22 protein-coding genes and 1 tRNA gene are annotated in these 22,628 nt (G+C 67.1%); 13 read left to right on the top strand and 10 right to left on the bottom strand.

Annotated features, from left to right (window positions below):
• Nucleotides 1–148 precede the first annotated feature (148 nt).
• From GC146_RS03035 to GC146_RS03055, 5 genes are all read left to right on the top strand, one after another.
• On the top strand, nucleotides 149–811 hold the full coding sequence (locus GC146_RS03035; RefSeq protein ID WP_291834177.1) for a cell wall hydrolase: 663 nt from the start codon (nucleotides 149–151) through the stop codon (nucleotides 809–811).
• 94 nt (nucleotides 812–905) lie between these two features.
• Entirely contained in the window at nucleotides 906–1,826 is a 921-nt protein-coding gene (locus tag GC146_RS03040) for a dihydroneopterin aldolase (protein WP_291834179.1), read from the top strand.
• Complete coding sequence (gene folP, locus GC146_RS03045; RefSeq protein WP_291834182.1) at nucleotides 1,823–2,848, top strand: dihydropteroate synthase; 1,026 nt, start codon at nucleotides 1,823–1,825, stop codon at nucleotides 2,846–2,848. The genes GC146_RS03040 and folP overlap by 4 nt, the downstream gene beginning before the upstream one ends.
• Nucleotides 2,845–4,188 (top strand): phosphoglucosamine mutase, encoded by a 1,344-nt coding sequence (glmM, locus tag GC146_RS03050; RefSeq protein WP_291834185.1) that lies wholly within the window; start codon nucleotides 2,845–2,847, stop codon nucleotides 4,186–4,188. Before folP ends, glmM begins: the two co-directional genes overlap by 4 nt.
• Before the next feature lie 53 nt (nucleotides 4,189–4,241).
• Nucleotides 4,242–5,645: an aldehyde dehydrogenase family protein gene (locus GC146_RS03055; RefSeq protein ID WP_291834188.1), complete on the top strand. Its 1,404-nt coding sequence runs from the start codon at nucleotides 4,242–4,244 to the stop codon at nucleotides 5,643–5,645.
• A gap of 1 nt (nucleotide 5,646) precedes the next feature.
• Here the strand turns inward: GC146_RS03055 and GC146_RS03060 are convergent, their stop codons facing one another.
• Both GC146_RS03060 and ilvC read right to left on the bottom strand, forming a co-directional pair.
• Nucleotides 5,647–6,546 carry a DMT family transporter gene (locus GC146_RS03060; protein WP_291834190.1) on the bottom strand — a complete coding sequence of 300 codons (900 nt, stop codon included), beginning with the start codon at nucleotides 6,544–6,546 and terminating at the stop codon, nucleotides 5,647–5,649.
• A gap of 106 nt (nucleotides 6,547–6,652) precedes the next feature.
• On the bottom strand, nucleotides 6,653–7,675 hold the full coding sequence (gene ilvC / locus GC146_RS03065; protein ID WP_291834192.1) for a ketol-acid reductoisomerase: 1,023 nt from the start codon (nucleotides 7,673–7,675) through the stop codon (nucleotides 6,653–6,655).
• A 136-nt stretch (nucleotides 7,676–7,811) separates the two neighbouring features.
• Here ilvC and GC146_RS03070 point away from each other — a divergent pair, with 136 nt between their 5' ends.
• The 3 genes from GC146_RS03070 to GC146_RS03080 all read left to right on the top strand — a co-directional run bounded on the left by GC146_RS03070 (nucleotide 7,812) and on the right by GC146_RS03080 (nucleotide 9,929).
• On the top strand, nucleotides 7,812–8,267 hold the full coding sequence (locus GC146_RS03070) for an Lrp/AsnC family transcriptional regulator (RefSeq protein ID WP_291834195.1): 456 nt from the start codon (nucleotides 7,812–7,814) through the stop codon (nucleotides 8,265–8,267).
• A complete protein-coding gene (locus GC146_RS03075) occupies nucleotides 8,264–8,719 on the top strand; it encodes an Lrp/AsnC family transcriptional regulator (RefSeq protein ID WP_291834198.1) in 456 nt (151 codons plus the stop codon). Before GC146_RS03070 ends, GC146_RS03075 begins: the two co-directional genes overlap by 4 nt.
• A 73-nt stretch (nucleotides 8,720–8,792) precedes the next feature.
• Nucleotides 8,793–9,929, top strand: a complete 1,137-nt coding sequence (locus GC146_RS03080; RefSeq protein ID WP_291834201.1) for an aminotransferase class V-fold PLP-dependent enzyme — start codon at nucleotides 8,793–8,795, stop codon at nucleotides 9,927–9,929.
• Between the two features lie 62 nt (nucleotides 9,930–9,991).
• On the opposite strand, the gene GC146_RS03085 is transcribed toward GC146_RS03080, so the two are convergent.
• Nucleotides 9,992–11,194, bottom strand: a complete 1,203-nt coding sequence (locus tag GC146_RS03085; protein ID WP_291834203.1) for a UbiH/UbiF family hydroxylase — start codon at nucleotides 11,192–11,194, stop codon at nucleotides 9,992–9,994.
• Nucleotides 11,195–11,217: 23 nt separating this feature from the next.
• Complete coding sequence (locus GC146_RS03090; protein ID WP_291834206.1) at nucleotides 11,218–11,895, bottom strand: pyrimidine 5'-nucleotidase; 678 nt, start codon at nucleotides 11,893–11,895, stop codon at nucleotides 11,218–11,220.
• Nucleotides 11,896–11,993: 98 nt separating this feature from the next.
• Between GC146_RS03090 and GC146_RS03095 the strand changes: the two genes are divergently transcribed.
• A complete protein-coding gene (locus tag GC146_RS03095; protein ID WP_291834209.1) occupies nucleotides 11,994–12,647 on the top strand; it encodes a GntR family transcriptional regulator in 654 nt (217 codons plus the stop codon).
• Here GC146_RS03095 and GC146_RS03100 read toward each other — a convergent pair.
• A complete protein-coding gene (locus GC146_RS03100) occupies nucleotides 12,601–14,388 on the bottom strand; it encodes a glycosyltransferase family 2 protein (RefSeq protein WP_291834212.1) in 1,788 nt (595 codons plus the stop codon). The two genes, GC146_RS03095 and GC146_RS03100, sit on opposite strands and share 47 nt — an antisense overlap.
• Before the next feature lie 262 nt (nucleotides 14,389–14,650).
• Nucleotides 14,651–15,811, bottom strand: coding sequence for a glutamine-hydrolyzing carbamoyl-phosphate synthase small subunit (gene carA / locus GC146_RS03105; RefSeq protein WP_291834214.1), 1,161 nt, complete (start codon nucleotides 15,809–15,811; stop codon nucleotides 14,651–14,653).
• Between the two features lie 208 nt (nucleotides 15,812–16,019).
• Here carA and GC146_RS03110 point away from each other — a divergent pair, with 208 nt between their 5' ends.
• Nucleotides 16,020–16,478 carry a GatB/YqeY domain-containing protein gene (locus tag GC146_RS03110; RefSeq protein WP_291834217.1) on the top strand — a complete coding sequence of 153 codons (459 nt, stop codon included), beginning with the start codon at nucleotides 16,020–16,022 and terminating at the stop codon, nucleotides 16,476–16,478.
• A 6-nt stretch (nucleotides 16,479–16,484) separates the two neighbouring features.
• Here the strand turns inward: GC146_RS03110 and GC146_RS03115 are convergent, their stop codons facing one another.
• Together GC146_RS03115 and ctaD are read right to left on the bottom strand one after the other, a co-directional pair.
• Nucleotides 16,485–16,994, bottom strand: a complete 510-nt coding sequence (locus tag GC146_RS03115; RefSeq protein WP_291834220.1) for a DUF2244 domain-containing protein — start codon at nucleotides 16,992–16,994, stop codon at nucleotides 16,485–16,487.
• Between the two features lie 90 nt (nucleotides 16,995–17,084).
• Nucleotides 17,085–18,758 carry a cytochrome c oxidase subunit I gene (gene ctaD, locus GC146_RS03120; protein WP_291834223.1) on the bottom strand — a complete coding sequence of 558 codons (1,674 nt, stop codon included), beginning with the start codon at nucleotides 18,756–18,758 and terminating at the stop codon, nucleotides 17,085–17,087.
• Nucleotides 18,759–18,943: 185 nt separating this feature from the next.
• Here ctaD and GC146_RS03125 point away from each other — a divergent pair, with 185 nt between their 5' ends.
• Nucleotides 18,944–19,330, top strand: coding sequence for an MAPEG family protein (locus GC146_RS03125; RefSeq protein WP_291834226.1), 387 nt, complete (start codon nucleotides 18,944–18,946; stop codon nucleotides 19,328–19,330).
• Between the two features lie 6 nt (nucleotides 19,331–19,336).
• Here GC146_RS03125 and lipB read toward each other — a convergent pair whose 3' ends face one another.
• Entirely contained in the window at nucleotides 19,337–19,996 is a 660-nt protein-coding gene (gene lipB, locus GC146_RS03130) for a lipoyl(octanoyl) transferase LipB (protein ID WP_291834227.1), read from the bottom strand.
• 108 nt (nucleotides 19,997–20,104) lie between these two features.
• On the opposite strand from lipB, the gene GC146_RS03135 reads away from it, so the two are divergent.
• Entirely contained in the window at nucleotides 20,105–21,382 is a 1,278-nt protein-coding gene (locus tag GC146_RS03135) for a peptidoglycan-binding domain-containing protein (RefSeq protein ID WP_291834230.1), read from the top strand.
• Nucleotides 21,383–21,488: 106 nt separating this feature from the next.
• Nucleotides 21,489–21,575, top strand: a tRNA-Leu gene (locus GC146_RS03140).
• 52 nt (nucleotides 21,576–21,627) lie between these two features.
• Here GC146_RS03140 and GC146_RS03145 read toward each other — a convergent pair.
• Complete coding sequence (locus GC146_RS03145) at nucleotides 21,628–22,557, bottom strand: AEC family transporter (protein ID WP_291834232.1); 930 nt, start codon at nucleotides 22,555–22,557, stop codon at nucleotides 21,628–21,630.
• Nucleotides 22,558–22,628 lie beyond the last annotated feature (71 nt).

Raw genomic sequence — 22,628 nt, forward strand, 5'->3', positions numbered from 1 at the left:
ATACCTGTAAAAGCGAAATAACCCACGTCGGCGAAAAATGGCCTTCTTGGCATGGAAAGGGCGTGGATGGGTGGACGTTGCACGTGGATTGGCCTAAGAGCGCCCCGCCTGCGCGGGGTCAATCCGCGTGAAACGAAGAGTTGGAGACATGACGGTCTCATTCCGACAACGGGTGGCGCGGTACCTGGCCCTGGCGGCCGTGGCGCTTGCATCGCTTGCCGGCGTCGCCCATGCCGATGATCTTCTCGCGTCCCGACTTGGCGCGCTTCTGGGCGAAGAACGTCAGGCGCTGGCCGTCGTTCCAACTGCGCGCCTCGTGGCGCTGACCGCACCGCCCCCCTCCGCCGCACGCAGCGCCCCCGATCAGGTTCATTACGACACCGCGTGGCTTGACAGCCTGCCCAAGGCGACGGGCGACGCGCAGTGGCAGTGCCTGTCGCAGGCGCTGTATTTCGAGGCCCGCGGGGAAAGCGTGCGCGGCATGTTCGCGGTGGGCGAGGTCATTCTCAACCGCGTCGACAGCGGTCTTTTCCCGTCAAGCGTCTGCGGTGTGGTCCATCAGGGCTGCCAGTTCAGCTATCTTTGTGACGGCCGGTCGGACGCGATCCATGAACAGGCGGCCTGGGACGAGGTTGGCAAGGTGGCGCGGGTTCTGCTTGACGGTGCGCAGCGCAACCTGACCCACGGCGCGACCTATTATCATACCGTCAGCGTCACCCCGTCATGGGCGCGCCACTTTGACCAGACTGCCGCGATCGGGGCGCATCTGTTCTACCGAAACGACGCCGATATCGTGACCGCGGCGAACTGACGTCGCATCCGGGCCCGGGGCAGGCGCGGATGGGCGCTTGCCGTGGGCCGAGGGGGCTAGTATCGCGCGGTCTGCATCGCCCCGGGGGACCGCCATGACCGATGACATCCGCCTTGCCTTCGCCCATCCCGCCGAGCGGGCCGAGGCCAGCTCCACCACGCCCTGCGACCGCATTTCGTTGCGCGATTACGTGGTCGAGGTCGAGATCGGTGCCTTTCAGCAGGAGCGTGGTCATCGCCAGCGGGTGCGCTTCAACGTGGTGGTCGAGGTGGCCCCGCAGCGGGGCGAGATCGACGACGATGTCGATCGCATCCTGTCTTATGACCGGGTGACCGAGGCGATCGGCGCGGAACTGGGTGCCGAACGGATCAACCTGTTGGAGACGCTCGCCGCCCGCGTGGCCGAGCGCATTCTGCGCGAGCCGCAGGCGCAGCGCGTCTTTGTCCGGATCGAAAAGCTGGATCGCGGCCCGTTCGCGCTGGGCGTCGAGATCGTGCGCGGTCGAGGTGAGGTGGCGCGCGCCGGTCAGGACCATGTTGCGGTGCCTCACCCGCAGGTCGTTTTCCTGTCGAACGCCGCCATCGCATCGCCGCACCTTCCGGCGTGGATTGACCAGCTTGTCGCGGCTGGTCTGCCGCTGATCCTCACGGTTGGCGCGGCCGACCTGCCCGCGCCGCAGACGCCTGTAGCGATGGCACAACGGCGAATCGACCTGCTGGCGATCGAGCAGAATGCATGGGTTCTGGCCGGGCGTGACCGGCGCTGCATGGTGGTGGGGACGCGGACCGAACTCGACTGGGCGATGAAGAACGGACAGACCTGTGTCTGGGCGCCGTCCAAGATCGTGCTGGACGCGGTCGACGGCCCCTCGGCCAGCCCGCGCGACGCGGCCGCGCTGGCGGCATGGTTCGCAGGGCAGATGCAGGCGGCCGATCTGCTGGTCATCGGGGCCGAGGCTCCGGCGGCTGACGTACCCGTGCGCAGCCTGCCCGCCGATGTGGCCCGGCTGGCATGACGGCACGCTACCGGCCGATTCCCTTCGCCGATCCCGGCCTTTCGGGGCGTGGCCTGCCGCTGGGGGGCGGCTGGATGCGCTTTGCCGAGGCCGAGAAGCTGTCGCGCGGTGCGCCGCCCCAGATCGTGCCGCTTTCGGCCATTCCCGACGATGTGCTGGAGCGGCTCAGCGCACCGCGCGCGCCCTTGGCCGGGCTGACGATGGACCGGCCGCGGCTGATGGGCATTCTCAATGTCACGCCCGACAGCTTTTCCGATGGCGGCCATTTCGATGCGCCCGAGGCGGCGCAGGCGAGGGCCAAGGCGCTGGTGGCCGCCGGGGCTGACATTGTCGATATCGGCGGCGAAAGCACGCGGCCCGGTGCCGCGCCCGTGCCCGCGGAGGCCGAGATTGCCCGCACCGCGCCTGTGATCGCGGCGATCCGGGCCGATAGCGCCGTGCCGATCTCGATCGACACGCGCAAGGCCGCCGTCGCCACCGCCGCCATCGCCGCCGGGGCCAGCATGGTCAATGATGTCGCGGCCTTCACCTATGACCCGGAATTGCGGCGGATCACCGCCGAGGCTGGTCTGCCCTGTTGCCTGATGCATGCGCAGGGCGACCCGCAGACGATGCAGGACAATCCGCGCTACGACGATGTTGTCCTTGATATTTATGACTTTCTTGAGGCCCGGGTGGCCGAGGCAGAGGCCGCGGGCATTCCGCGCGCGCGGATTGCCGTCGATCCCGGCATCGGATTTGGCAAGACGTTGCAACACAACGTGACGTTACTGCGTGCGCTCAGCGTCTATCATGGCCTGGGATGCGCGATCTTGCTGGGCGCCTCGCGCAAACGCTTCATCGGCACGCTTTCCGGCGTGCCGCAAGCGGCGGACAGGGGGCCGGGATCGGTCGCCGTGGCGCTGCATGGCGTGGCGCAAGGGGTGCAGATATTGCGGGTCCATGACATGATGGAAACGCGGCAGGCCTTGCGCCTGTCGGAGGTCCTGTTGGGCCTGCCGGACGAACGGATGGGGACATGACACGCAATCTTTTCGGGACGGACGGGGTGCGCGGCACAGCGAATGTTTACCCGATGACGGCCGAGATGGCCTTGCGGCTGGGTGCGGCCGCTGGGCGCTACTTTCGCAATGACGGGATGAACGGGCACCGCGTGGTGATCGGCAAGGACACCCGGCTGTCGGGCTACATGTTCGAGAACGCGCTGACCGCAGGGTTGACCAGCACCGGCATGAACGTGCTGCTGCTGGGCCCGGTGCCGACGCCGGCGGTGGGGCTGCTGACCACGTCGATGCGCGCGGACCTTGGCATCATGATTTCGGCCAGCCACAACCCCCATGCCGACAACGGCATCAAGTTCTTCGGGCCTGACGGCTTCAAGCTGTCGGACGACGCCGAGCGCGAGATCGAGGCGCTGATCGAGGGTGAGATCGAGCCGGCGCAGGCGGCGAATATCGGCCGGGCCAAACGGATTGACGATGGCCGTTTCCGCTATGTCGAGCGGGTGAAATCGACCTTCCCACACGGAATGCGCCTGAACGGGCTGAAGGTGGTGATCGATTGCGCCAACGGCGCGGCCTACAAGGTGGCGCCCGAGGTGTTGTGGGAACTGGGTGCCGAGGTGATCCCGGTGGGCGTCAGCCCCAACGGCACCAACATCAATGCCGGCTGCGGCTCGACCGACACGCGCGCGGCCGCGCAGGCGATCCGTGACCATGGCGCTGACGTGGGCATCTGCCTCGACGGCGATGCGGACAGGGTGATGATCCTGGACGAGACCGGGCAGGTGGCCGACGGCGACCAGATCATGGCGCTGATGGCCGCCCGCTGGGCCGAACAGGATCGGCTGCGGGGCGGCACGTTGGTGGCGACCGTGATGTCCAACCTCGGGCTGGAGCGGTTTCTGGCTACCCGGGGGCTGCACCTTGAGCGGACGGCGGTCGGCGACCGCTATGTCGTCGAGGCGATGCGGCGCGGCGGCTGGAACCTGGGCGGCGAGCAGTCGGGCCATATCGTGATGACCGATTTCGCCACGACCGGCGACGGGTTGCTGGCGGGGCTGCAGTTTCTTGCCGCGATGATCGAGACGGGGCAGCCCGCCTCGGCGCTGGCGCGCAATTTCGACACGGTGCCACAACTCTTGCGCAACGTTCGCTACGAACGCGGGCAGGACCCGCTGGCGGCGGGCCCGGTGCAGGCGGCCATTGCCGCGGCCGAAGGCGCGCTGCAGGGCAAGGGGCGGCTGCTGATCCGCAAGTCGGGGACCGAGCCGCTGGTGCGGGTCATGGCCGAATGCGAGGATGAGGGCCTGCTGGTCCGCTTGGTCGACGAGATTGCAGGGGCGGTGCAGGCCGCGGTCTGACGCGACGCAAGGTCAGTCTTGGCGGGGGCATGGCCGGGATGCATGATCTGGCCATGGAAGACGCAAGCATTACCTCGATCTTTGCTGTGCAGGCGGCGGGGGCCGCCGCCCGGCGCGTCAGCTTCGACCGGGCCGCGCGGATCGCCGCGCTGGAAACGCTGCGCCAGACCGTGCTGCGCTACCGCCCGCAGATCGTGGCCGCGATGGCCGAAGATTTCGGCAAGCCAGCGGCCGAGGTGGAACTGTCCGAGATCCTGCCGGTTGTGCAGGAGATTGCCCATGCCAAGCGGCACCTGCGCCGCTGGATGCGCCCGCGCCGGGTGCGCCCGACGCTGGCGATGCTGGGCACCGTGGGCCGCGTCCGGCCCGAGCCGCGGGGCACCTGCCTGATCATTGCGCCTTGGAATTACCCCTTCACGCTGGCGCTGGGCCCGCTGGCCTCGGCGCTGGCGGCGGGCAACGCGGTGATCGTGAAGCCCTCCGAACTGGCGCCGGCCAGCTCGGCGGTGATTGCCGCGATTCTGCGCGAGGCGTTTTCGCCCGACCAGGTCGCGGTGGTCGAGGGCGGGGTCGACGTGGCGCAGGAGCTGCTGGCGCAGCCCTTCGACCACATCTTTTTCACCGGCAGCCCCGAGGTGGGCAAGATCGTGATGGCCGCCGCGGCCAAGACGCTGGCCTCGGTCACGCTGGAGCTGGGGGGCAAGTCGCCCACCATCGTCGGGCCGGGGGCGAACATCGCCAAGGCGGCCCGGTCCATCGCCTGGGGCAAGTTCTGCAATACCGGGCAGACCTGCATCGCGCCGGATCATGTCTTTGTTCACCGCAGCGTGGCCGACGCCTTTGCCGAGGCGCTGCGCAAGGCCATTAGCAAATATTACGGCGCCGCGCCCAAGGCGTCGGCCGATTACGGGCGCGTGGTCAACGCGCGCCATTTCGGCCGGCTGAAGGGGCTGCTGGACGAGGCGGTGGCGCGTGGGGCGCGGGTGCTGCAGGGCGGCGAGGTGGACGAGGCGACGAAATACATTGCGCCAACGATTCTCACCGACACGACCGAAGCGATGGGCGTGTCACAGGAAGAGCTGTTCGGGCCGATCCTGCCGCTGATCGTCTATGACGAGATCGACGCGGTGATCGCCCGGATCAATGCCGGGCCGAAGCCGCTGACGCTTTATGTCTTCGAGCGGGACCGCGCCTTTGCCGAGGATGTCATCGCGCGCACCAGCGCGGGCAGCGTGGCGGTGAACCTGACGCTAGTGCAGTTCCTGCACGAGAACCTGCCCTTCGGCGGCATCGGCAATTCGGGGCTGGGCGCGGCGCATGGGCATGCGGGCTTCTTGGCTTTTTCCCACCTCAAGCCGGTTCTGCGGGACCGTTTCTCGGTCCTGCCTATCCTTTTTCCGCCCTACACCGGGTTCGTGCGCAGGGTGATCCGGGTGCTGACCAAGGTCGTGGGCTGACTCAGGCGCGCGCCGTGAAGAGGCGCACCGCCTGTCCCCATTGGCTGATCAGCAGGCCGGTCAAGATCAGGCCGAGCGCGGCGAAGAAGCTGAGCGGTAGCGTCTCGCCCATGATCGCCCAGCCGAAGATGACCGCCCAGAGCGGCACCTGATAGTTGACCAGTGTCATGAAGACCGACCCGGCGCTGCGGATGACCGTGACGCGCAGCAGGGCCGCCAGCGCGGTCGGCACGAAGCCCAGAAACAGGATGGCCCAGCCGGTGGTGCCAGACTGCCAGTGCGGTACGCCCTCGGTCAGCAGCATCAGCGGAATCAGCGCCACCGCGCCCACGACCAGTGTCAGGGCGGCCAATGCGAAGCTGTCCATCGGCGGGCAGCGGCGCGTCAGGACAGAGGCGGTGGCGTAGCTGATCGTCGCGGCAAGGCAAGCGAGTTGGCCGAGCGGCTCCATCCCGGTGCCGATGCGCAAAACGCCGGGCCCGATCAGCACCAGCGCGCCGACGAAACCCACCACCACGCCGATCGCGCGGCGGGCCGACAGGGGCTCGTCACTGAAGACATGTGCCATCGGCAGCACGAAAAGCGGCAGCGCCGCCATGCTGATCCCGGCAAAGGCCGAGGGCACGTATTGCTGGCCCCAGCTGAGCAGGGTGAAGGGCAGCGCGGTGTTGAGCACGCCGATCAGCGCAAGGTGCGGCCATAGCGCGCGGCCCGGCATCGGGCGGCGCAGCGCGAGGGTCAACGACATCAGCGCGACCGCGCCCAGCGTCGTGCGCGCGCAGGCGACCGTGACCGGCCCGTAGCCACGCAAGGCCACCGAGACGACCATGAAGGTGCCGCCCCAGATCAGGCCGAGCGCGAGGATCGAAAGCCAGTTGGCAGGCGTGGGGTGAGTTGTCATGACATCGCGGCCCTGCGCGGAACGGGCTGGCGGCCAGCGCCCCCCGCGCGGGGAATACCTGGGGCAAGATGAAGGGGGCGCCGCCCGGGCGCCCCCTTCGGAACGATCAGTTCTTGGACTTGTCGACCAGCTTGCCCTTGCCGATCCACGGCATCATGGCGCGCAGCTTCTCGCCCACCTGTTCGATCTGGTGTTCGTCGTTCAGGCGGCGGGTGGCCTTGAAGAAGGGCTGGCCCACGGCATTTTCCTGCATGAAATCACGCACGAACTTGCCGGTCTGGATGTCGCGCAGCACTGCCTTCATCCGCGCCTTGGTCTCGTCATAGGGCAGGATGCGGGGGCCGCTGACATACTCGCCATACTCAGCCGTGTTCGAGATTGAGTAGTTCATGTTCGCGATGCCGCCCTCGTAGATCAGGTCCACGATCAGCTTCACCTCGTGCAGGCATTCGAAATAGGCCATTTCCGGCTCGTACCCGGCCTCGACCAGCGTTTCGAAGCCCATGCGGATGAGTTCCACGAGGCCACCGCACAGAACGGCCTGTTCGCCGAAGAGGTCGGTTTCGCATTCCTGGCGGAAGTTGGTCTCGATGATGCCCGAGCGGCCGCCGCCGATGGCGGAGCAGTAGGACAGGCCGATTTCCATCGCCTTGCCCGAGGCGTCGTTGTTCACGGCCACCAGGCAGGGCACGCCGCCACCTTTGAGGTATTCGCCGCGCACGGTGTGGCCGGGGCCCTTGGGCGCCATCATGATGACGTCCACGTCCTTGGGCGCCTCGATCAGGCCGAAATGGATGTTCAGGCCGTGCGCGAAGGCGATGGCGGCGCCGGGGCGGATGTTGTCGCGGACATACTTGTTCCAGGTATCGGCCTGCAACTCGTCGGGCATGGTGAACATGATCAGATCGGCCCAGGCCGCGGCCTCGGCAATGCCCATAACCTTCAGGCCCTCGCCCTCGGCCTTCTTGGCGCTGGGCGAGCCATCGCGCAGCGCGACGACAAGGTTCTTGGCGCCCGAGTCGCGCAGGTTCAGCGCATGGGCGTGGCCCTGGCTGCCATAGCCGAGAATGGCGACCTTCTTGTCCTTGATCAGGTTCACATCGCAATCGCGATCGTAATAGACGCGCATGGGGGCGCTCCTTCCAGCGGGGTTTCGATTGCGCGCACCTTAGGCGTGGTGCGGGCGGGTTTCGAGGTGGTTGGCGCGCAAATCGCGGCCAGATTTGCGATTGTCATGCGCAGATGGCCGTAATACTGGAAAGATCATGCTTGACGATACCGATCGCCGCCTTCTGCGCCTGATGCAGGCCGAGCCCAGCCTTGGCGGGCCGGAACTGGCGCATCGCTGCGGCCTTACGCCCGGCCGGACCGCGCGGCGGCTGGAACGGTTGCGCGCCGAGGGTATCGTGAAGGGGCAGGAGGCGGTGATCGACTGGCGCGCGCTCGGCTACGCGGTGACGGTGTCCTTGCGCATCACGCTCGACAAGACCGCGCCGCGCGCCTTTGACGAGTTTATGGCCGCCGCCCGCGAGGTGCCCGAGGTGATCGAGATCCAGACCTTCCTCGGCCGGGTCGACGTGCGCCTGCACATCATCGCGCGCGACCTCGCGCATTACCAGGACATCTACCGCGCCCGCGTGCTGACCCTGCCGCACCTTGCCGATATCGAGGCGCTGCTGACGCTGTCGAGCATCAAGGCCGACGAGGCGCTGCCGCTATGACGCCGCTAGACGCCACAGACCGGGCACTGCTGCGGCTTCTGACGCAGGACGCCGCGCAACCGGCCAGTACGCTCGGCCGGCGGCTGGAACTCAGCCAGCCCGCGACGTGGCGTCGCATCCGGCGGCTGCAGGAGGCGGGCATCCTCGCCGGGCGGCGGCTGGTGCTGGATGCCGAGAAGCTGGGCTTTGGCGTGACGGTGTTTCTTGGCGTCAAACTTGCCGCCAAGGGCGCCGCGCGGCTGGAGGATTTCGAGCGCGCGGTGACCGCGATCCCCGAGGTGCAGATGGTGGAACACGTGCTGGGCCTTTACGATTACCGCCTGCGCGTGGTGGCCCGCGACCTTGCCGATTTCGAGCGCGTGCTGCGCCGCCGGATCATGACGCTGCCCGGCGTCGGCAATGTCGAGGCCAACGTGCTTTTGTCCGAGGAACGCCGCCCCGGCCCGCTTTGAGCAGCCAAGAAAGATTTGCCTTCGTGCCCGTCCCGCCATAGCTCTGCATCCCAGACGGATGAAGGAGACGGACATGGACGGCAATCGCACCCAAACGCGCCAACCGGTGGACCCTGACGGGCTGATGGAATTCTCGGTCGTCTTCACCGACCGCTCGCTCAACCACATGAGCAAGGCGTTCCAGCAGGTCATGCGCGACATCGACGCAGGGCTGAAAGAGGTCTATGCCGCCGATGCCGTGGCCGTGGTGCCGGGCGGCGGCACCTACGGGATGGAAGCCGTCGCGCGCCAGTTCGGGCAGGGCCATGCCTTCATCCTGCGCAACGGCTGGTTCAGCTACCGCTGGACGCAAATCTTCGACGCGGGCCAGTTCGCCGCGAAAACCACGGTGATGAAGGCTCGGCAGGCGGGCAACGACACCCGCGCGCCCTTTGCACCTGCGCCCATCGCCGAGGTGGTCGCGGCGATCCGCGAGGCCCGACCCGACGCCGTCTTTGCGCCGCATGTGGAAACCAGCGCCGGAATCATCCTGCCTGACGACTACGTCGCGCAAATGGCCGCCGCGGCGCACGAGGTCGGCGCGCTGATGGTGCTCGATTGCATCGCCTCGGGCTGTGTCTGGGTCGACATGAAGGCGACCGGTGTCGACGTGCTGATCTCGGCCCCGCAAAAGGGCTGGTCCTCCACCCCGGCGGCGGGCCTCGTGATGATGTCGGACCGCGCCAAGGCCCGGTTGGCCGAGACCACGTCGAACTCCTTCGCGCTCGACCTCAAGAAATGGTCGCAGATCATGGACGCCTACCTTTCGGGCGGCCATGCCTACCACGCCACCATGCCCACCGACAGCCTGCGCGCCTTCCGCGACACGATGGAGGAAACCCGCGCGATGGGGTTTGCCGCCGCGAAAGAGGCGCAATGGGCGCTGGGCCGCGCGGTGCGCGCCCTGCTCGCCGGCAAGGGCGTGAAATCGGTCGCAGCACCGGGCTTCGAGGCGCCGGGCGTCGTGGTCAGCTACACCGACGACCCGGACGTACAAAACGGCAAGAAGTTCGTGGCAGAAGGTATGCAGATCGCCGCCGGTGTGCCGCTGCAATGCGACGAGCCGGCCGATTTCCGCACCTTCCGCATCGGCTTGTTCGGGCTGGACAAGCTGGCAGATGTGGATGCCACCGTGGCAAAGTTGAAGACGGTCCTGGACAAGGTGCTCTGACCAACCCCTTCTTCTGGCTGAAAATACTCCGGGGGGTTCGCGGGGGGCTGGCCCCCCGCGCTTTATCTTCCCGCGCCCAGGCCCAGCCGCATCAGGCTCCGGCGCACCGGGGTGGCGGCGTATAGTGCCTCAATCCCCTTGGCGCGCAGGTCACGCAGCAGCGGCGAGCCCGCCATCGAAGCACGATTGAGCGCGTCGACGCCTGTCACCCGCAACCGCACCTCCGCGTGGCGGCGGCGCTGGTAGGCCTCCAGCATTTGTGCATCGCCCAGCCGCTCGGGGGCGGCGCGGGCGAGGTCCACCAGCTTGGCCAGATCGGCGAGGCTCATGTTCAGGCCCTGCGCGCCGATTGGCGGCACTACATGGGCCGCCTCGGCCATCAGCGCCACGCGCTCGGCCACCATTGACCGGGCGACCTGGCTGATGATCGGCCAGCGCATCCGCTTCGAGGCAAGATGCAGCGGCCCGGCGACATGGGCCGAGCGCGCCGTCGCCTCCGCCGCGAAGTCGGCCCCGGGCAGGGCCAGCAGGCGCGCAGCCTCGGCATCGGGCACCATCCAAACCACGGCCGAGCAGGGCCGCCCGTCATGGTCGGGCAAGGGCACCAGCGTGAAGGGGCCGCCAGTGCGGTGCACCTCGGTCGAGACATTGTCGTGCGGCGCGGCATGGGTCACGGCAAAGGTCACTGCGGACTGGCCGTATCGCGTGGTCTTCACGCCGATCCCTGCGGCCTGCCGCACCGCGCTGTCGCGCCCGTCCGCGCCGATCACCAGCCGGGTGCGCAGTCGGCTGCCATCACTGAGGGTCACCACCGCTTCGGTTTCGCGGGTGAACAGGCCGGTAAAGCGGGTGCCCGGGCGGAAATCGGCGGCGGGAAGTTCGGCGATCCGCGCCACCATCTCGCGCCGCAAGAGCCAGTTAGGCAGGTTCCAGCCAAAGGGATCGTCGGAAATCTCGGCCGCGTCGAAATCGCGGGTGACGCGGGCCTCCGGCTCGGGCCCGCCGGCATCGACGATGCGCATGACCTGCAACGGCGCGGCATGGGGCAGCAGCCGGTCCCAGAGGCCAGCGGCGCGCAGCACGTCCCGCGCGGGCTGCAGGAAGGCCGTGGTGCGCAGGTCGGCGCCGTCCGCCGCGGCCTCGGTCACCGGCGGCGCCGGATCGACGCAGACGACGGAGAACCCGGCACTGGCCAAGGCCGCCGTGGCCGTCAGCCCGGCCACGCCGCCGCCCGCGATCACGATATCGGTGTCGAACCTGTCCATGTGCCAGACATAGGCCCCGCGGCTCAGGCGGAAAAGCCCGCGCGCACCACCTGCGACAAGAAATCCGTCAGGTCGGGCGCATGGAAATGGACGTGGTCGTCGGTGGCCGCGGCAGGGGCGACGTGGACCGTGCGCATCCCCATCGCGTGCGGCGCGGCAAGGTTGCGCGCGTCATCCTCGAACATCGCACCCTCGTCGGGCCGCAGACCGTCGAGGGCAAAGATCGCCTCGAAGGCGGCCTGTTCGGGTTTCGGGCGAAAGCCGGCATGCTCCACGCCATAGACCGCGTCGAAGACCCCGGCGAGGCCGCGTGCGGCCAGCACCCGGCGGGCATAGGGCTCTGAGGCGTTGGTATAGACGATGCGCCGTCCCGGCAGCGCGGCGATCAGGCGCGCCAGCTCTGGCGCGGGGGTCAGCGCGGAAAGGTCGATATCGTGCACGTCCTGCAGGTAGGGGTCCGGGTCCAGCCCGTGTTCCGCCATCAGCCCAGCCAGCGTGGTGCCGTAGCGGGCCCAGTACTGGGACCGCAGACGGTTGGCCTCGGTCGGTGCCACGCCAAGCGCGGCGGCGACATAGGCCGTCATCCGCCGCTCGATCTGGTCGAAAAGCCGCGCCGCTGGCGGGTAAAGCGTATTGTCGAGATCAAAGACCCAGGCCCGGACATGGGCAAAGGCATCAGACAGCGGATCAGGAGCGGACATCATGGCGGCACGCTATGCCGGTTCGGCCATTGGCCGCAACGGCTTGATCGACGGGCGCGGCGGGCGCTAGGGTGCGCTACCCTTTTCAAGAGCCGCCCATGACCGACATCAAGACGCCCCAGAAAGACGCCTATGCCCTGATCCTGGAGGCCATCGACAGCCACGTGTTCAAGCCGGGCGATCGTTTGGTCGAAAGTGACCTTGCAGAGCGGTTCGGCGTGTCGCGCACCCCGATCCGCGAGGCGTTGCAGCGGCTGGAGACGCAAAGCCTGCTGACGCGCGATGGCCGCTCGCTGATCGTGGCCTCGCTTGATCACACGCAGATGGCCGAGCTTTACATCGTGCGGGGCGAACTGGAGGGGCTGGCAGCGCGGCTGGCCGCGCGCCACGCCACGCCCGAGGAGGTGCGGGTGCTGCGCGACATGCTGGAGGCCGACCGCGCGCTGGTGGGCGATCCGGCCGCGCTGGCCCGGGCCAACCGGCGGTTTCACAAGCAGATCCACCTGGCCAGTCACAACCGTTTCCTCGTCCAGCAGCTTGACCTCGTTCATCGCTCCATGGCGCTTCTGGCGACGACATCGCTGGCCGCCGAGGGGCGCGGCGAAGGCGCGCTGGAAGAACACGGCGCGATCGTCGCCGCGATCGAGGCGGGCGATGGCGCCGCGGCAGACAAGGCCGTGCGCGATCACATCTCGCGCGCTTTTGTTACCCGGCTGAAGCTGGACGCGCAGGCGGTTGAACGGCAGGCCTGAGCGGCGCAGCCGGCGCGGTGTGCACAAGGGCCGGGACGCCATGCAGGCCATGCGCGGTCTTGTCCCAGTAAAACGGGCGGCGCAGCAATTCCCACAGGGCCTTGTAGACGGCGAGTGTGGCCAGCGGGAAATAGAAGGGCAGCGTCAGCGCCCAAGGGATCAGTCGGGCCTTGTCCGCGCGCCACGCGCCCAGTCCCGCCGCCGCCAGATCTACCAGAGCGGACGCCGCGAAGAGGCCGCCGACAGCCATGTGAAGCTGCGCCGGCACTGCGGAGGCCAGCGGCCCGCCGAGGCCCATGGGAACCAGCCAGAAAGCCCATAGCAGCGGCGCCAGCGCGAATTGCGTCAGCGTTCCGGCCAGCAGCACCTGCACACCGAGGAACCGGCGCGGCCCCAGTTCGTGCCACAGCCTGCGGGGCGCGCGCAGATGCACCGCCCATGTCATCGCGTAGCCCTTCAGCCAGCGCGAGCGTTGCCGCACCCAAGGCCAGGCCCGGCAATTGGCCTCCTCTGTCGTCACGGTGTCGATGACCTCGGTCACGTAGCCCGCGCGGGCCAGCCGCACACCAAGGTCGGCATCCTCGGTCACGTTATGGGCGTCCCAGCCGCCAAGGCGTTCCAGCACTTGTCGGCGAAAGAACAGCGTTGTGCCGCCCAGCGGCACCACCAGTCCCAGCCGAGCAAGGCCGGGCAGAATGACGCGGAACCAGACCGCGTATTCAAGTGTGAAACAGCGTGCGATCCAGTTTGTCGCATCGTTGTAGAAGTCCAGCCGCCCTTGCAGGCAGACCACTTCGGGGCCACGCGCGGCGAAGGTTTCGACGGCATGGGCGACCTGTCCGCGCGCAGGGGCATCCTCGGCATCGTAAACCCCCACGATGCTGCCGCGCGCAAAACGCAGCGCATAATTCAGTGCCCGTGGCTTGGTCTGAACCCGGCCCGGTGGCACGCGTATCGCGCGCATCCATCGCGGCAGGTTGATTTCCCGTAGGGTCTGCGCGGTGGTCGCATCGCTCGCCTCGAGGATCAGGATGACGTCAAGCAGGGCGTGCGGGTAATCGGTTTGCGAAAGGCGCGCGATCAGGTGCGAGGCAATGGCGCGTTCCTCGAAGAGCGGCACCAGCAGCGTGACGATGGGCAAGCGCGCGGGGCGGGGGCGACACGCGGGTTCGGGCGCGGGGCGAAGGCTGGCCAACAGCGCGGCAAGTTTCAGGCCTGTGCCCGCGACCAGCGTCAGCACCGTCCAGCTCAGCAGCCCTGCCAGCACCGCGCGGGGGGCCATCAGCGCGGCCATGGCCAGCCCGGCCAGTGCCAGCGCCAGCACCCGACCGGGCCCCGTCGCCCAGTCCCGGCAACTGAGCCGCTCGGGCAGCTGCGCCTCGGCCGCGCTGGCAAGGCCCGCGCCTGCAGCGGTGTGAATGGCGGCCTGCAGCGCAGTTTCGGTCGTCACCGCGAGGCGCACGGGGCCCAGCTGGCGGGTAAGCGCGGCGCGGTGGCGCGCGAACTGTTCGGGCCGCGCGCTGAGCACAACCGTTTCGCCCCCCGTCCGGCGCCACGGCAGCAGGCCGCGCCGCAGGCACGCGGCGGCGCCTATGCGGGCCAGAAGGCGCGGATCAGCCGGTTCGGCCAGCGGGTCGATCACCCCGGTTCCAAGGATACTTGCCTCGATCTCGGCGATCTGGCGGGCCGGCAGGGCAAGGTCATAGCGCAGAATGTCGGCCAGCCGCCCCTCATGTCGCATGGCCTGTCCGCGCGCGTCTGCCAGACGGCGGGGCGAGACCAGCCCACGGTAGATCAGGGCATTTGCCAGCGCCTGCGCATGCCCGGATGCTACGCCGCCATGGCGGGCACCACTTTGCGTTGCATGCAGGGTCGCGCGCCACCGCGAGGCGCTGCTAGCCAAATGCGAGAGCCTTGCCTGCTGTTCCACCGCGCTGCGCAAACCCCTGGCCGTTGTCGCGACAGGGTGGCCCGGCGTTGGTTAACAGGCCGTTAATGCCGTCTCAGGCGCGGCGCGCCTCCATGGCGGCGGCGAAACGCTCGAACAGGTAGTAGCTGTCTTGCGGGCCGGGGCTGGCCTCGGGGTGGTATTGCACGGAAAAGACCGGCCGATCAGCCATGCGAATGCCGCAGTTCGACCCGTCGAACAGGCTGACATGTGTCTCGACCACGGCCTCGGGCAAGGTCTGGCTGTCCACGGTAAAGCCGTGGTTCATCGAGGTGATCTCGACTTTGCCGGTCTCAAGGTCCTTCACGGGGTGGTTTGCACCATGGTGGCCGTGGTTCATCTTGATGGTCCGCGCGCCCAGAGCCAGCGCCAGCATCTGGTGGCCGAGGCAGATACCGAACAGCGGCACCTCGCTGCGGTCGAGGACGCCACGGATCATCGGTACGGCATAGCTGCCGGTCGCGGCCGGGTCGCCGGGGCCGTTCGACAGGAACACACCATCGGGGTTCAGCGCCAGCACATCGTCAGTGGTCGCGGTGGCCGGCAGCACGGTGACATCGCAGCCCGCGCTGGCAAGGCAACGCAGGATGTTGCGCTTGGCGCCGTAATCGACCGCCACGACCTTGAACCGTGGTGCGGTCTGCCGCACGTAGCCCTGCGGCCAGGCCCAGCGCATCTCGTCCCAGTGATAGGATTGCCGGCAGGTCACCTCCTTGGCGAGGTCAAGGCCGACGAGGCCCCGGAATCCGCGCGCGGCGGCGACAAGGGCGGCGATGTCGAAATTGCCCTCGGGATCATGGGCAAGGGCCACGTGCGGCGCGCCTTGCTGACGAATGGCGCGGGTCAGGCGGCGGGTATCGATGCCGCCGATGCCGATGCGGCCCATCCGCGCCAACCACGTGGCAAGATCGTCTGTCGCGCGCCAGTTCGAGGGTTGGGTCGGGTCCCATTTCACCACCATGCCAGCCGCGACGGGTTCGGCGGTTTCGTCGTCTTCGGCGTTGGTGCCGGTATTGCCGACATGGGGAAAGGTGAACGTGACGACCTGACCGGCATAGGAGGGATCAGTCATGATCTCCTGATAGCCGGTCATCGCGGTGTTGAAGCACAACTCCGCCGTGGTCTGGCCGGTTGCGCCGAAGCCGTGCCCGAAGAACAACGTGCCATCGGCCAGCGCGAGGCAGGCAGTGGGTTTGTCCTGGCGGCGCTCTGTCATCACTTTGCTCCCCCGGCAGCTGGATCGTCCGCCTCCTACGGGCTGGCCCGGGCTGGGTCAAGGGCGGGCGATGGACTGAGGTGAGGGCTGGCGATGGTACGGGTGGCGGTCCCTCGCGCGGTTGGTCCGCATCAGGTTGTCAGTCCGCTCCGAGGGGCGTAAGGATGCGGCCTTGATCCGCCCTGCCTTGATGTGCCGAGGACCCCTGATGGACATGAGAACACGCCTGACCAATGCCCTCAAGGAGGCCATGCGCGCCAAGGAGGCGGAACGGCTTTCCACGCTGCGGCTGATCAATGCCGCCATCAAAGACCGCGAGATCGCCGCGCGCGGCGAGGGCGAGGACCCGGGCGTCAGCGATGACGAGGTGCTGGCGATCCTGTCGAAGATGGTCAAGCAGCGGCAGGAAAGCGCGCGCGCCTACGAAGAGGGCGGGCGGCTGGAACTGGCCGAAAAGGAACTGTCCGAAGTCAAGGTGATCGAAGAGTTTCTGCCGCGGCAGTTGACCGAGGCCGAGACCGAAGCCGCCATCGGCGCGGCCATTGCCGAAGTGGGGGCCGCCAGCATCCGCGACATGGGCCGCGTGATGGCGGCGCTGAAGGCGCGCCATGCCGGACAGATGGATTTCGGCAAGGTCGGCCCGGCGGTCAAGGCCCGGCTGGGCTGAGGCCGCTCAGTCGCGCTGCTCGCGCAGGGCTTTGAGCCGCGCGCGCACTTCCCCGATCAGTACGCGCCGTTCCTCTTCCGTCAGGAATGCGCCCAATTCGACCGTGCGGCCGGCACCCTGAAGTGTCAGGTAATCCTTGACCGGCCCGCCCTCGGGCAACAGGTCGGCGCGGACCCAGAAAGGGTTCGCCTCCCATTCCTGTTTCGGGCCGCGCGGGTTGTAACGGACAAGGTGCATCCGGTCGGGCCAGAACCGCAATTCTTCCAGGGTCGAGCCGTCGCGGTAGCTGCGTTGCAGCGCCCACCACAGCCCCGCGATTGTCGCGACGAGGAAGGGCAGCAACCCCCACAGCACCGGCGAGCCCAGCACCGCCATCAGCGGCAGGCCGATCACCGCCGCGCTTATGCCCACGAAGATGACAAAGCCCTTCTTGGGAAGCGAGCGGTAGGGCCAAAGATGCAGCTCGGCCAGCGGCGCGGCGGCATCGGCGACAGGGGTGATCCATTCGTAGGGCATTGGCGCGGGCGGCTGGGTCCGGTTGGGGGGCAAAGAAAAGGCCCCCGGATCTTGCGAGCCGGGGGCCTAGAAGGTCAGGTCAGGCCCGGCCTAGTGAGCGTGGGAATGGTCCCAGTCGCTCTGCTTGGCCAGCGTTTCGAACGTGTGTTCGGGTGGCGGGCAGGGCAGGGTCCATTCCAGCGTGTCGGCCCATTCGTTCCACGGATTGTTCACGGTGATCTTCTTTCCGTAGAACAGCGTGTAAAACAGCACCACGATGAAGAACAGGAACGAGGCGAAGCTGATGAAGGCGCCGATCGACGACAGGTGGTTCCAGTAGGCGAAAGCCTCCGGGTAATCGATGTAGCGCCGCGGCATGCCCTGACGACCAAGGAAGTGCTGCGGGAAGAACGTCAGGTTCGCACCGATGAACATGGCGAAGAAGTGGATCTTGCCCGCCCATTCCGGCATCATCTTGCCCGAGAACTTGGGCAGGTAGAAATAGATGCCGGCGAAGATGGCGAAGACCGCGCCAAGGCTCATCACGTAGTGGAAGTGCGCCACGACGTAGTAGGTGTCGTGATAGACCCGGTCCACGCCCGCCTGGCTGAGCACCACGCCGGTCACGCCGCCGACGGTGAAAAGGAACAGGAAGCCGAAGGCCCAGAGCATCGGTGTCTTGAACTCGACCGAGCCGCCCCACATCGTCGCGATCCACGAGAAGATCTTGATGCCGGTGGGCACCGCGATGACCATCGTGGCCAGCATGAAGTAGGACTGCTGGGTCAGCGACATGCCCACGGTGTACATGTGGTGCGCCCAGACGACGAAGCCCAGCACGCCGATGGCGACCATCGCGTAGACCATCGGCAGGTAGCCAAAGACCGGCTTCTTCGAGAAGGTCGAGACGACGTGGCTGATGATGCCGAAGCCGGGGATGATGATGATGTAGACCTCGGGGTGGCCGAAGAACCACAGGATGTGCTGGTAAAGGATCGGGTCACCGCCGCCTTCGGGTTGGAAGAAAGTGGTGCCGAAGTTGCGGTCGGTCAGCAGCATGGTGATGGCGCCCGCAAGCACCGGCAGCGCCAGCAGGATCAACCATGCGGTCACGAAGATCGACCACGAGAACAGCGGCACCTTGTGCAGGGTCATGCCCGGCGTGCGCATGTTGAGGAAGGTGGTGATCATGTTGATCGCGCCGAGGATCGACGAGATACCCGACAGGTGAACGGCGAAGATCGCGAGGTCCATGGCGTAGCCCGCGCTTTGCGTCGATAGCGGCGGGTAAAGAACCCAGCCAACGCCGGCGCCCAGCCCGCCCTCGCCACCCGGCGAGAACATCGAGGCGACACCCAGCGAGGTGCCCGCCACGAACAGCCAGTAGCTGAGGTTGTTCAGACGCGGGAAGGCCATGTCGGGCGCGCCGATCTGCAGCGGCATCAGGTAGTTGCCGAAGCCGCCGAACAGCGCGGGAATGACAACGAAGAACATCATAAGCACGCCGTGATACGTGATCAGCACGTTCCACAAGTGCCCGTCGGGGGTACAGGGCTGCGTGGCATCGGGGATCAGGCGCATCCCTTCGGCGCACATGAACTGGACGCCCGGATACATCAGCTCCATCCGCATGTAGACGGTGAAGGTGACCGAGATCAGACCGACGAAACCGGCGGTGAACAGGTACAGGACCCCGATGTCCTTGTGGTTGGTGGACATGAACCAGCGGGAAAAGAAACTCCGCTTGTGATCGTGATCATGGCCGTGAATGGCGGCGTCTGCCATGTGGCTCTCCCTCTTGGCTACTCGTTGGCCGCACGGATCTTGGTGACCGAGTCACATTGCGCCCGGCGGCTTTGGGTTGGTTCTAGTGGCTCACGCCCGGGGGAGCAATATTGGAAAGCCGTGATGGCTTGGGTTAAATTGGCGCAGGGCGCGCCGATGGGCAGTTGCCGGGAAAGGAGCCTTCAATGGGTTTGTCGATGACCGTGCTGGCGGTGCTGGCGCTCTATCTCTTGCAGCTTTTCCTTCAGGAAACCTCGCGATTCGGCTTCGACCTGGGCGGGATCGTCGGCAATCGCGACCGGCTGCCGCCCCTCTCCGTTTACGCTGGCCGTTTGGAACGCGCCAAGGACAACATGCGCGAGGCGCTGCCGCTGTTTCTGGGGTTGGCGATGCTCAGCCTTGTCCGTCCCGAGGTGCCGGAATTGGCTCGACAGGGAGCGTTGTTTTTTCTTGTCGCACGGGTGCTTTACGTGCCGGCCTATCTCAGCGGCGTGCCACTGCTGCGCTCTGTCCTCTGGCTTTCGGGGATCGCCGGTCTGCTGATGATGGGCTGGCCAATTCTGGCGGGTTAGGCGCGCCTAGCTGCCGCGCGGTGTCATTGCCGCGTCGAACGTGCGGCGCAGCGCCACGTCGAGATCGGTCATCGTCACCGGCAGGCCCAGATCGACAAGGCTGGTGACGCCATGTTCGCGGATACCGCAAGGCACGATGCCGGAGAAATGGCCAAGGTCGGGATCGACGTTGATCGACAAGCCGTGAAAGCTGACCCATTTGCGCAGGCGGATGCCGATCGCGGCAATCTTGTCCTCGCGCGGGCTGCCGTCGGGGCCGGGCGCCTTGTCGGGCCGTTCCACCCAGACGCCCACGCGGCCCTCGCGGATATGCCCGGTCACACCGAACGCGGCCAGCGTGGATATGATCCAGCCTTCGAGGTCCTGCACGAAGCGGCGCACGTCATGGCCGCGCGCGCCCACATCCAGCATGACGTAGACCACGCGCTGGCCGGGACCGTGATAGGTGTATTGCCCGCCGCGCTTGGTGTCGAAGACGGGAAAACGGCCGGGATCGGTCAGATCAGCGGGTTTGGCACTGGTCCCGGCGGTGTAAAGCGGCGGATGCTCGACCAGCCAGACGCATTCGTCCGCCTGCCCCGCGGCAATGGCCTGCGCGCGCGCTTCCATGAACGCCTCGGCCTCCCGGTAACCGGTCAGCCCCTCGCTGGTCTTCCATTCCACCACGGCCGCTCTCCCGCCCTGTCTTTTTCCGCCTTTTTCGACTCGGACGAAATTCAAACGGCGTGTTATCATCGGTCATATTGTTTGACCATTGTTGGGGGGATTTTGAGGATGTCGAGACGTTCCATCTTGGCTGCGGCCCTTGTTGCTGCCGTCATGTCCATGCCGGCTGAAAGGGTGATGGCCGACAGCAACGGGGTGCTGGGCGGACTGATCATCGGCGGCCTGATCGGGAGTGCGATTGCAAACAACAATCGGCGGACAGTGCGCGGCACAAGTTACAGTTCCGCCACGCTGAACGCCAACCGCGAGACACAGACGGCCCTGAATTATTTCGACTTTCCGGTGGGTTATGTCGACGGCGTGCTAGGCCGCAACTCGCGCACCGCGATCGCCAATTACCAGAGTTTCCTTGGCTACGAACCGACGGGCGAGCTGACCGAATACCAGCGCTCGATGCTGGTGGACGCGTATCACTGGGCCTCGGCTGGCGGGGTCGATCCGGCCGTGATGGCGCAGGGCCCGCGTGGTGTGCTGCAATATTACCGCGACGAGCGGACAGGCGCGCCCAAGGTCGTTCAAGAGGCGCCACTGCCCGACGCCGCGCCGGCCGCCGATGCCCGGCAGGCAGATGCCCGGCAGGCCGATGCCGCCCCGGCGCTGCCCAACTTCATGGGCGCGGCCAGCGCGCAGCCCTCGCTGGCGTCGAACTGCAACAAGGTCAGCCTGATCACGAACGCCAATGGCGGCTTTGCCACGGTTGCGACGATGACCGATGCCGATTTCACGCTGAACGAGCAGTTTTGCCTTGCCCGGACCTACGCGATTTCGCAGGGCGAGGATCTCGCCGCGGAGGTGCAGGGCTTCACGCCCGATCAGATCGCGACGCAATGCGCCAGTTTCGGCCCCGCGATGAAGGACGAGATCGCCGCATTGTCGCTGCAGCCGCGCGACGCGGTGCTGCAACAGGTCAGCGCCTTTGTGCTGAAGACCGGGATGGCCCCGGCACAGCTGTCGGCGACGGCGCGAATCTGTCTCTCGGTCGGCTACCGCACGGACGCGATGGATGTCGCGATCGGCTCGGCGCTGTTGCTGACGGCGCTGGGCGAAAAACCCTATGCCGAGCTTATCGGCCATCATTTGGCCGAAGGGTTTGGGACGGCACGGCGGCCTGACCTTGCGATGGCATGGTACCAAAGCGCCTTCGACGCGCTGGCTGCGGGTACCCCTGCCGTCTTTGCACCAACCCAGCCCGATCGCCTGCAATTGCTGCAAAAAGCAGCTTTCCAGGCCTCCGGCATGTCCTCGCCCCACGGCTCTGCCGACAATGTGGCGCCCAGCTCGGTGCCGGTCGCGCTGCCCTCGTTCGGGGTGACGACCGGGCAATAGACGGGCGTCGGCCCAGCGGTCATGTCGATTGCCGGGCCGGCTCGCGAAAAACCGCTTCACAACCTTCTTGGGAGCCGGTAAGAGACCGCCCACCAAGCCTTGGCGTGCGGTCGTGGCGGAATTGGTAGACGCGCAGCGTTGAGGTCGCTGTTCCTTAACCGGAGTGGAAGTTCGAGTCTTCTCGACCGCACCAACATCTCGCCCGAAGGCGGGAATATCTCTGAAAAAGCAGATACCTCGCCTGTTCAGGGCAGGATTGCGAGCCAGCCCCAGACCGACAGCACCGACAGCGCCGTGCCGATTAGCACGGCCGAGGCCGCGACGCGGCGCGCGCGGCCATACATGTTGGCGAACACATAGGCATTCACCCCCGGCGCCATCGACGACGTGATGATGGCCGAGCGAAACTCGGCCGTGCTCAGCCCCAAGGCGCTGCCCAGCATCCAGACCACCGCCGGGTGCAGCAGCAGCGAGCAGCCGGTGATGTAGAGAATCGTGCGCAAGTCGCCTTCGGGCCGGTAGCGGTAGAGGACGCCGCCAAGGCCGAAGAGCGCCGCGGGAAGTGCTGCGCGCGTCATCAGGTCTATCGCGTCCGCCAGCACGCCGGGGACGTGGTAGCCCGAGAGATTCACCGCGAAACCCAGCGCGATGCCGATCACCAGCGCGTTGCGGAACATCGCCCGCAACACCTTGGCCGGCAGCAGCGCCAGCGAGGCGCCGCGCGCACGCACGATCTCCATCGTGGTGATGCCGACCGCGTAGCAGAAGGGCGCGTGAAACGAGATGATCGCGTAATTGGCGGTGAGGGCGCCCGCGCCATAGGCCCGTTCGGTAATCGGCAGGCCGAGGAGCAGCGAGTTGGAGAAAAGCCCGACAAAGCCGATCGCCACCGCGTCTTCCCAGTCGCGCTTGAAGATCAGCCGCGCGCCCGCAAGCCCCGCGGCGAAACCCATCAACGCGCCCGCGTAGAAGCTGCCCAGAAGCGGCAGGTTGAAGCTTTGCCCCAGATCGAGGGTAGAAATCGCGCGGAACAGCAGGCAGGGCAGCGCGAAGCCCTGGGTGAACTTCATCAGCCCGTCGACGCCCGAATCGGAAAACAGGCCGCGCCAGACCGCGACATAGCCGAAGCACAGCACGATGAAGACCGGCAGGACGACGTCGAGCAGAACGCTCATGTCGCGGCGGCCGGGGCGGGGGGCCAGCCCCCCGCAGCCCCCCGGAGTATTTGCGGCCAGAAGAAGGGCAG

It is taken from the genome of Limimaricola sp. (genome assembly GCF_016125575.1).
Taxonomy (GTDB): Bacteria; Pseudomonadota; Alphaproteobacteria; order Rhodobacterales; family Rhodobacteraceae; genus WGLM01.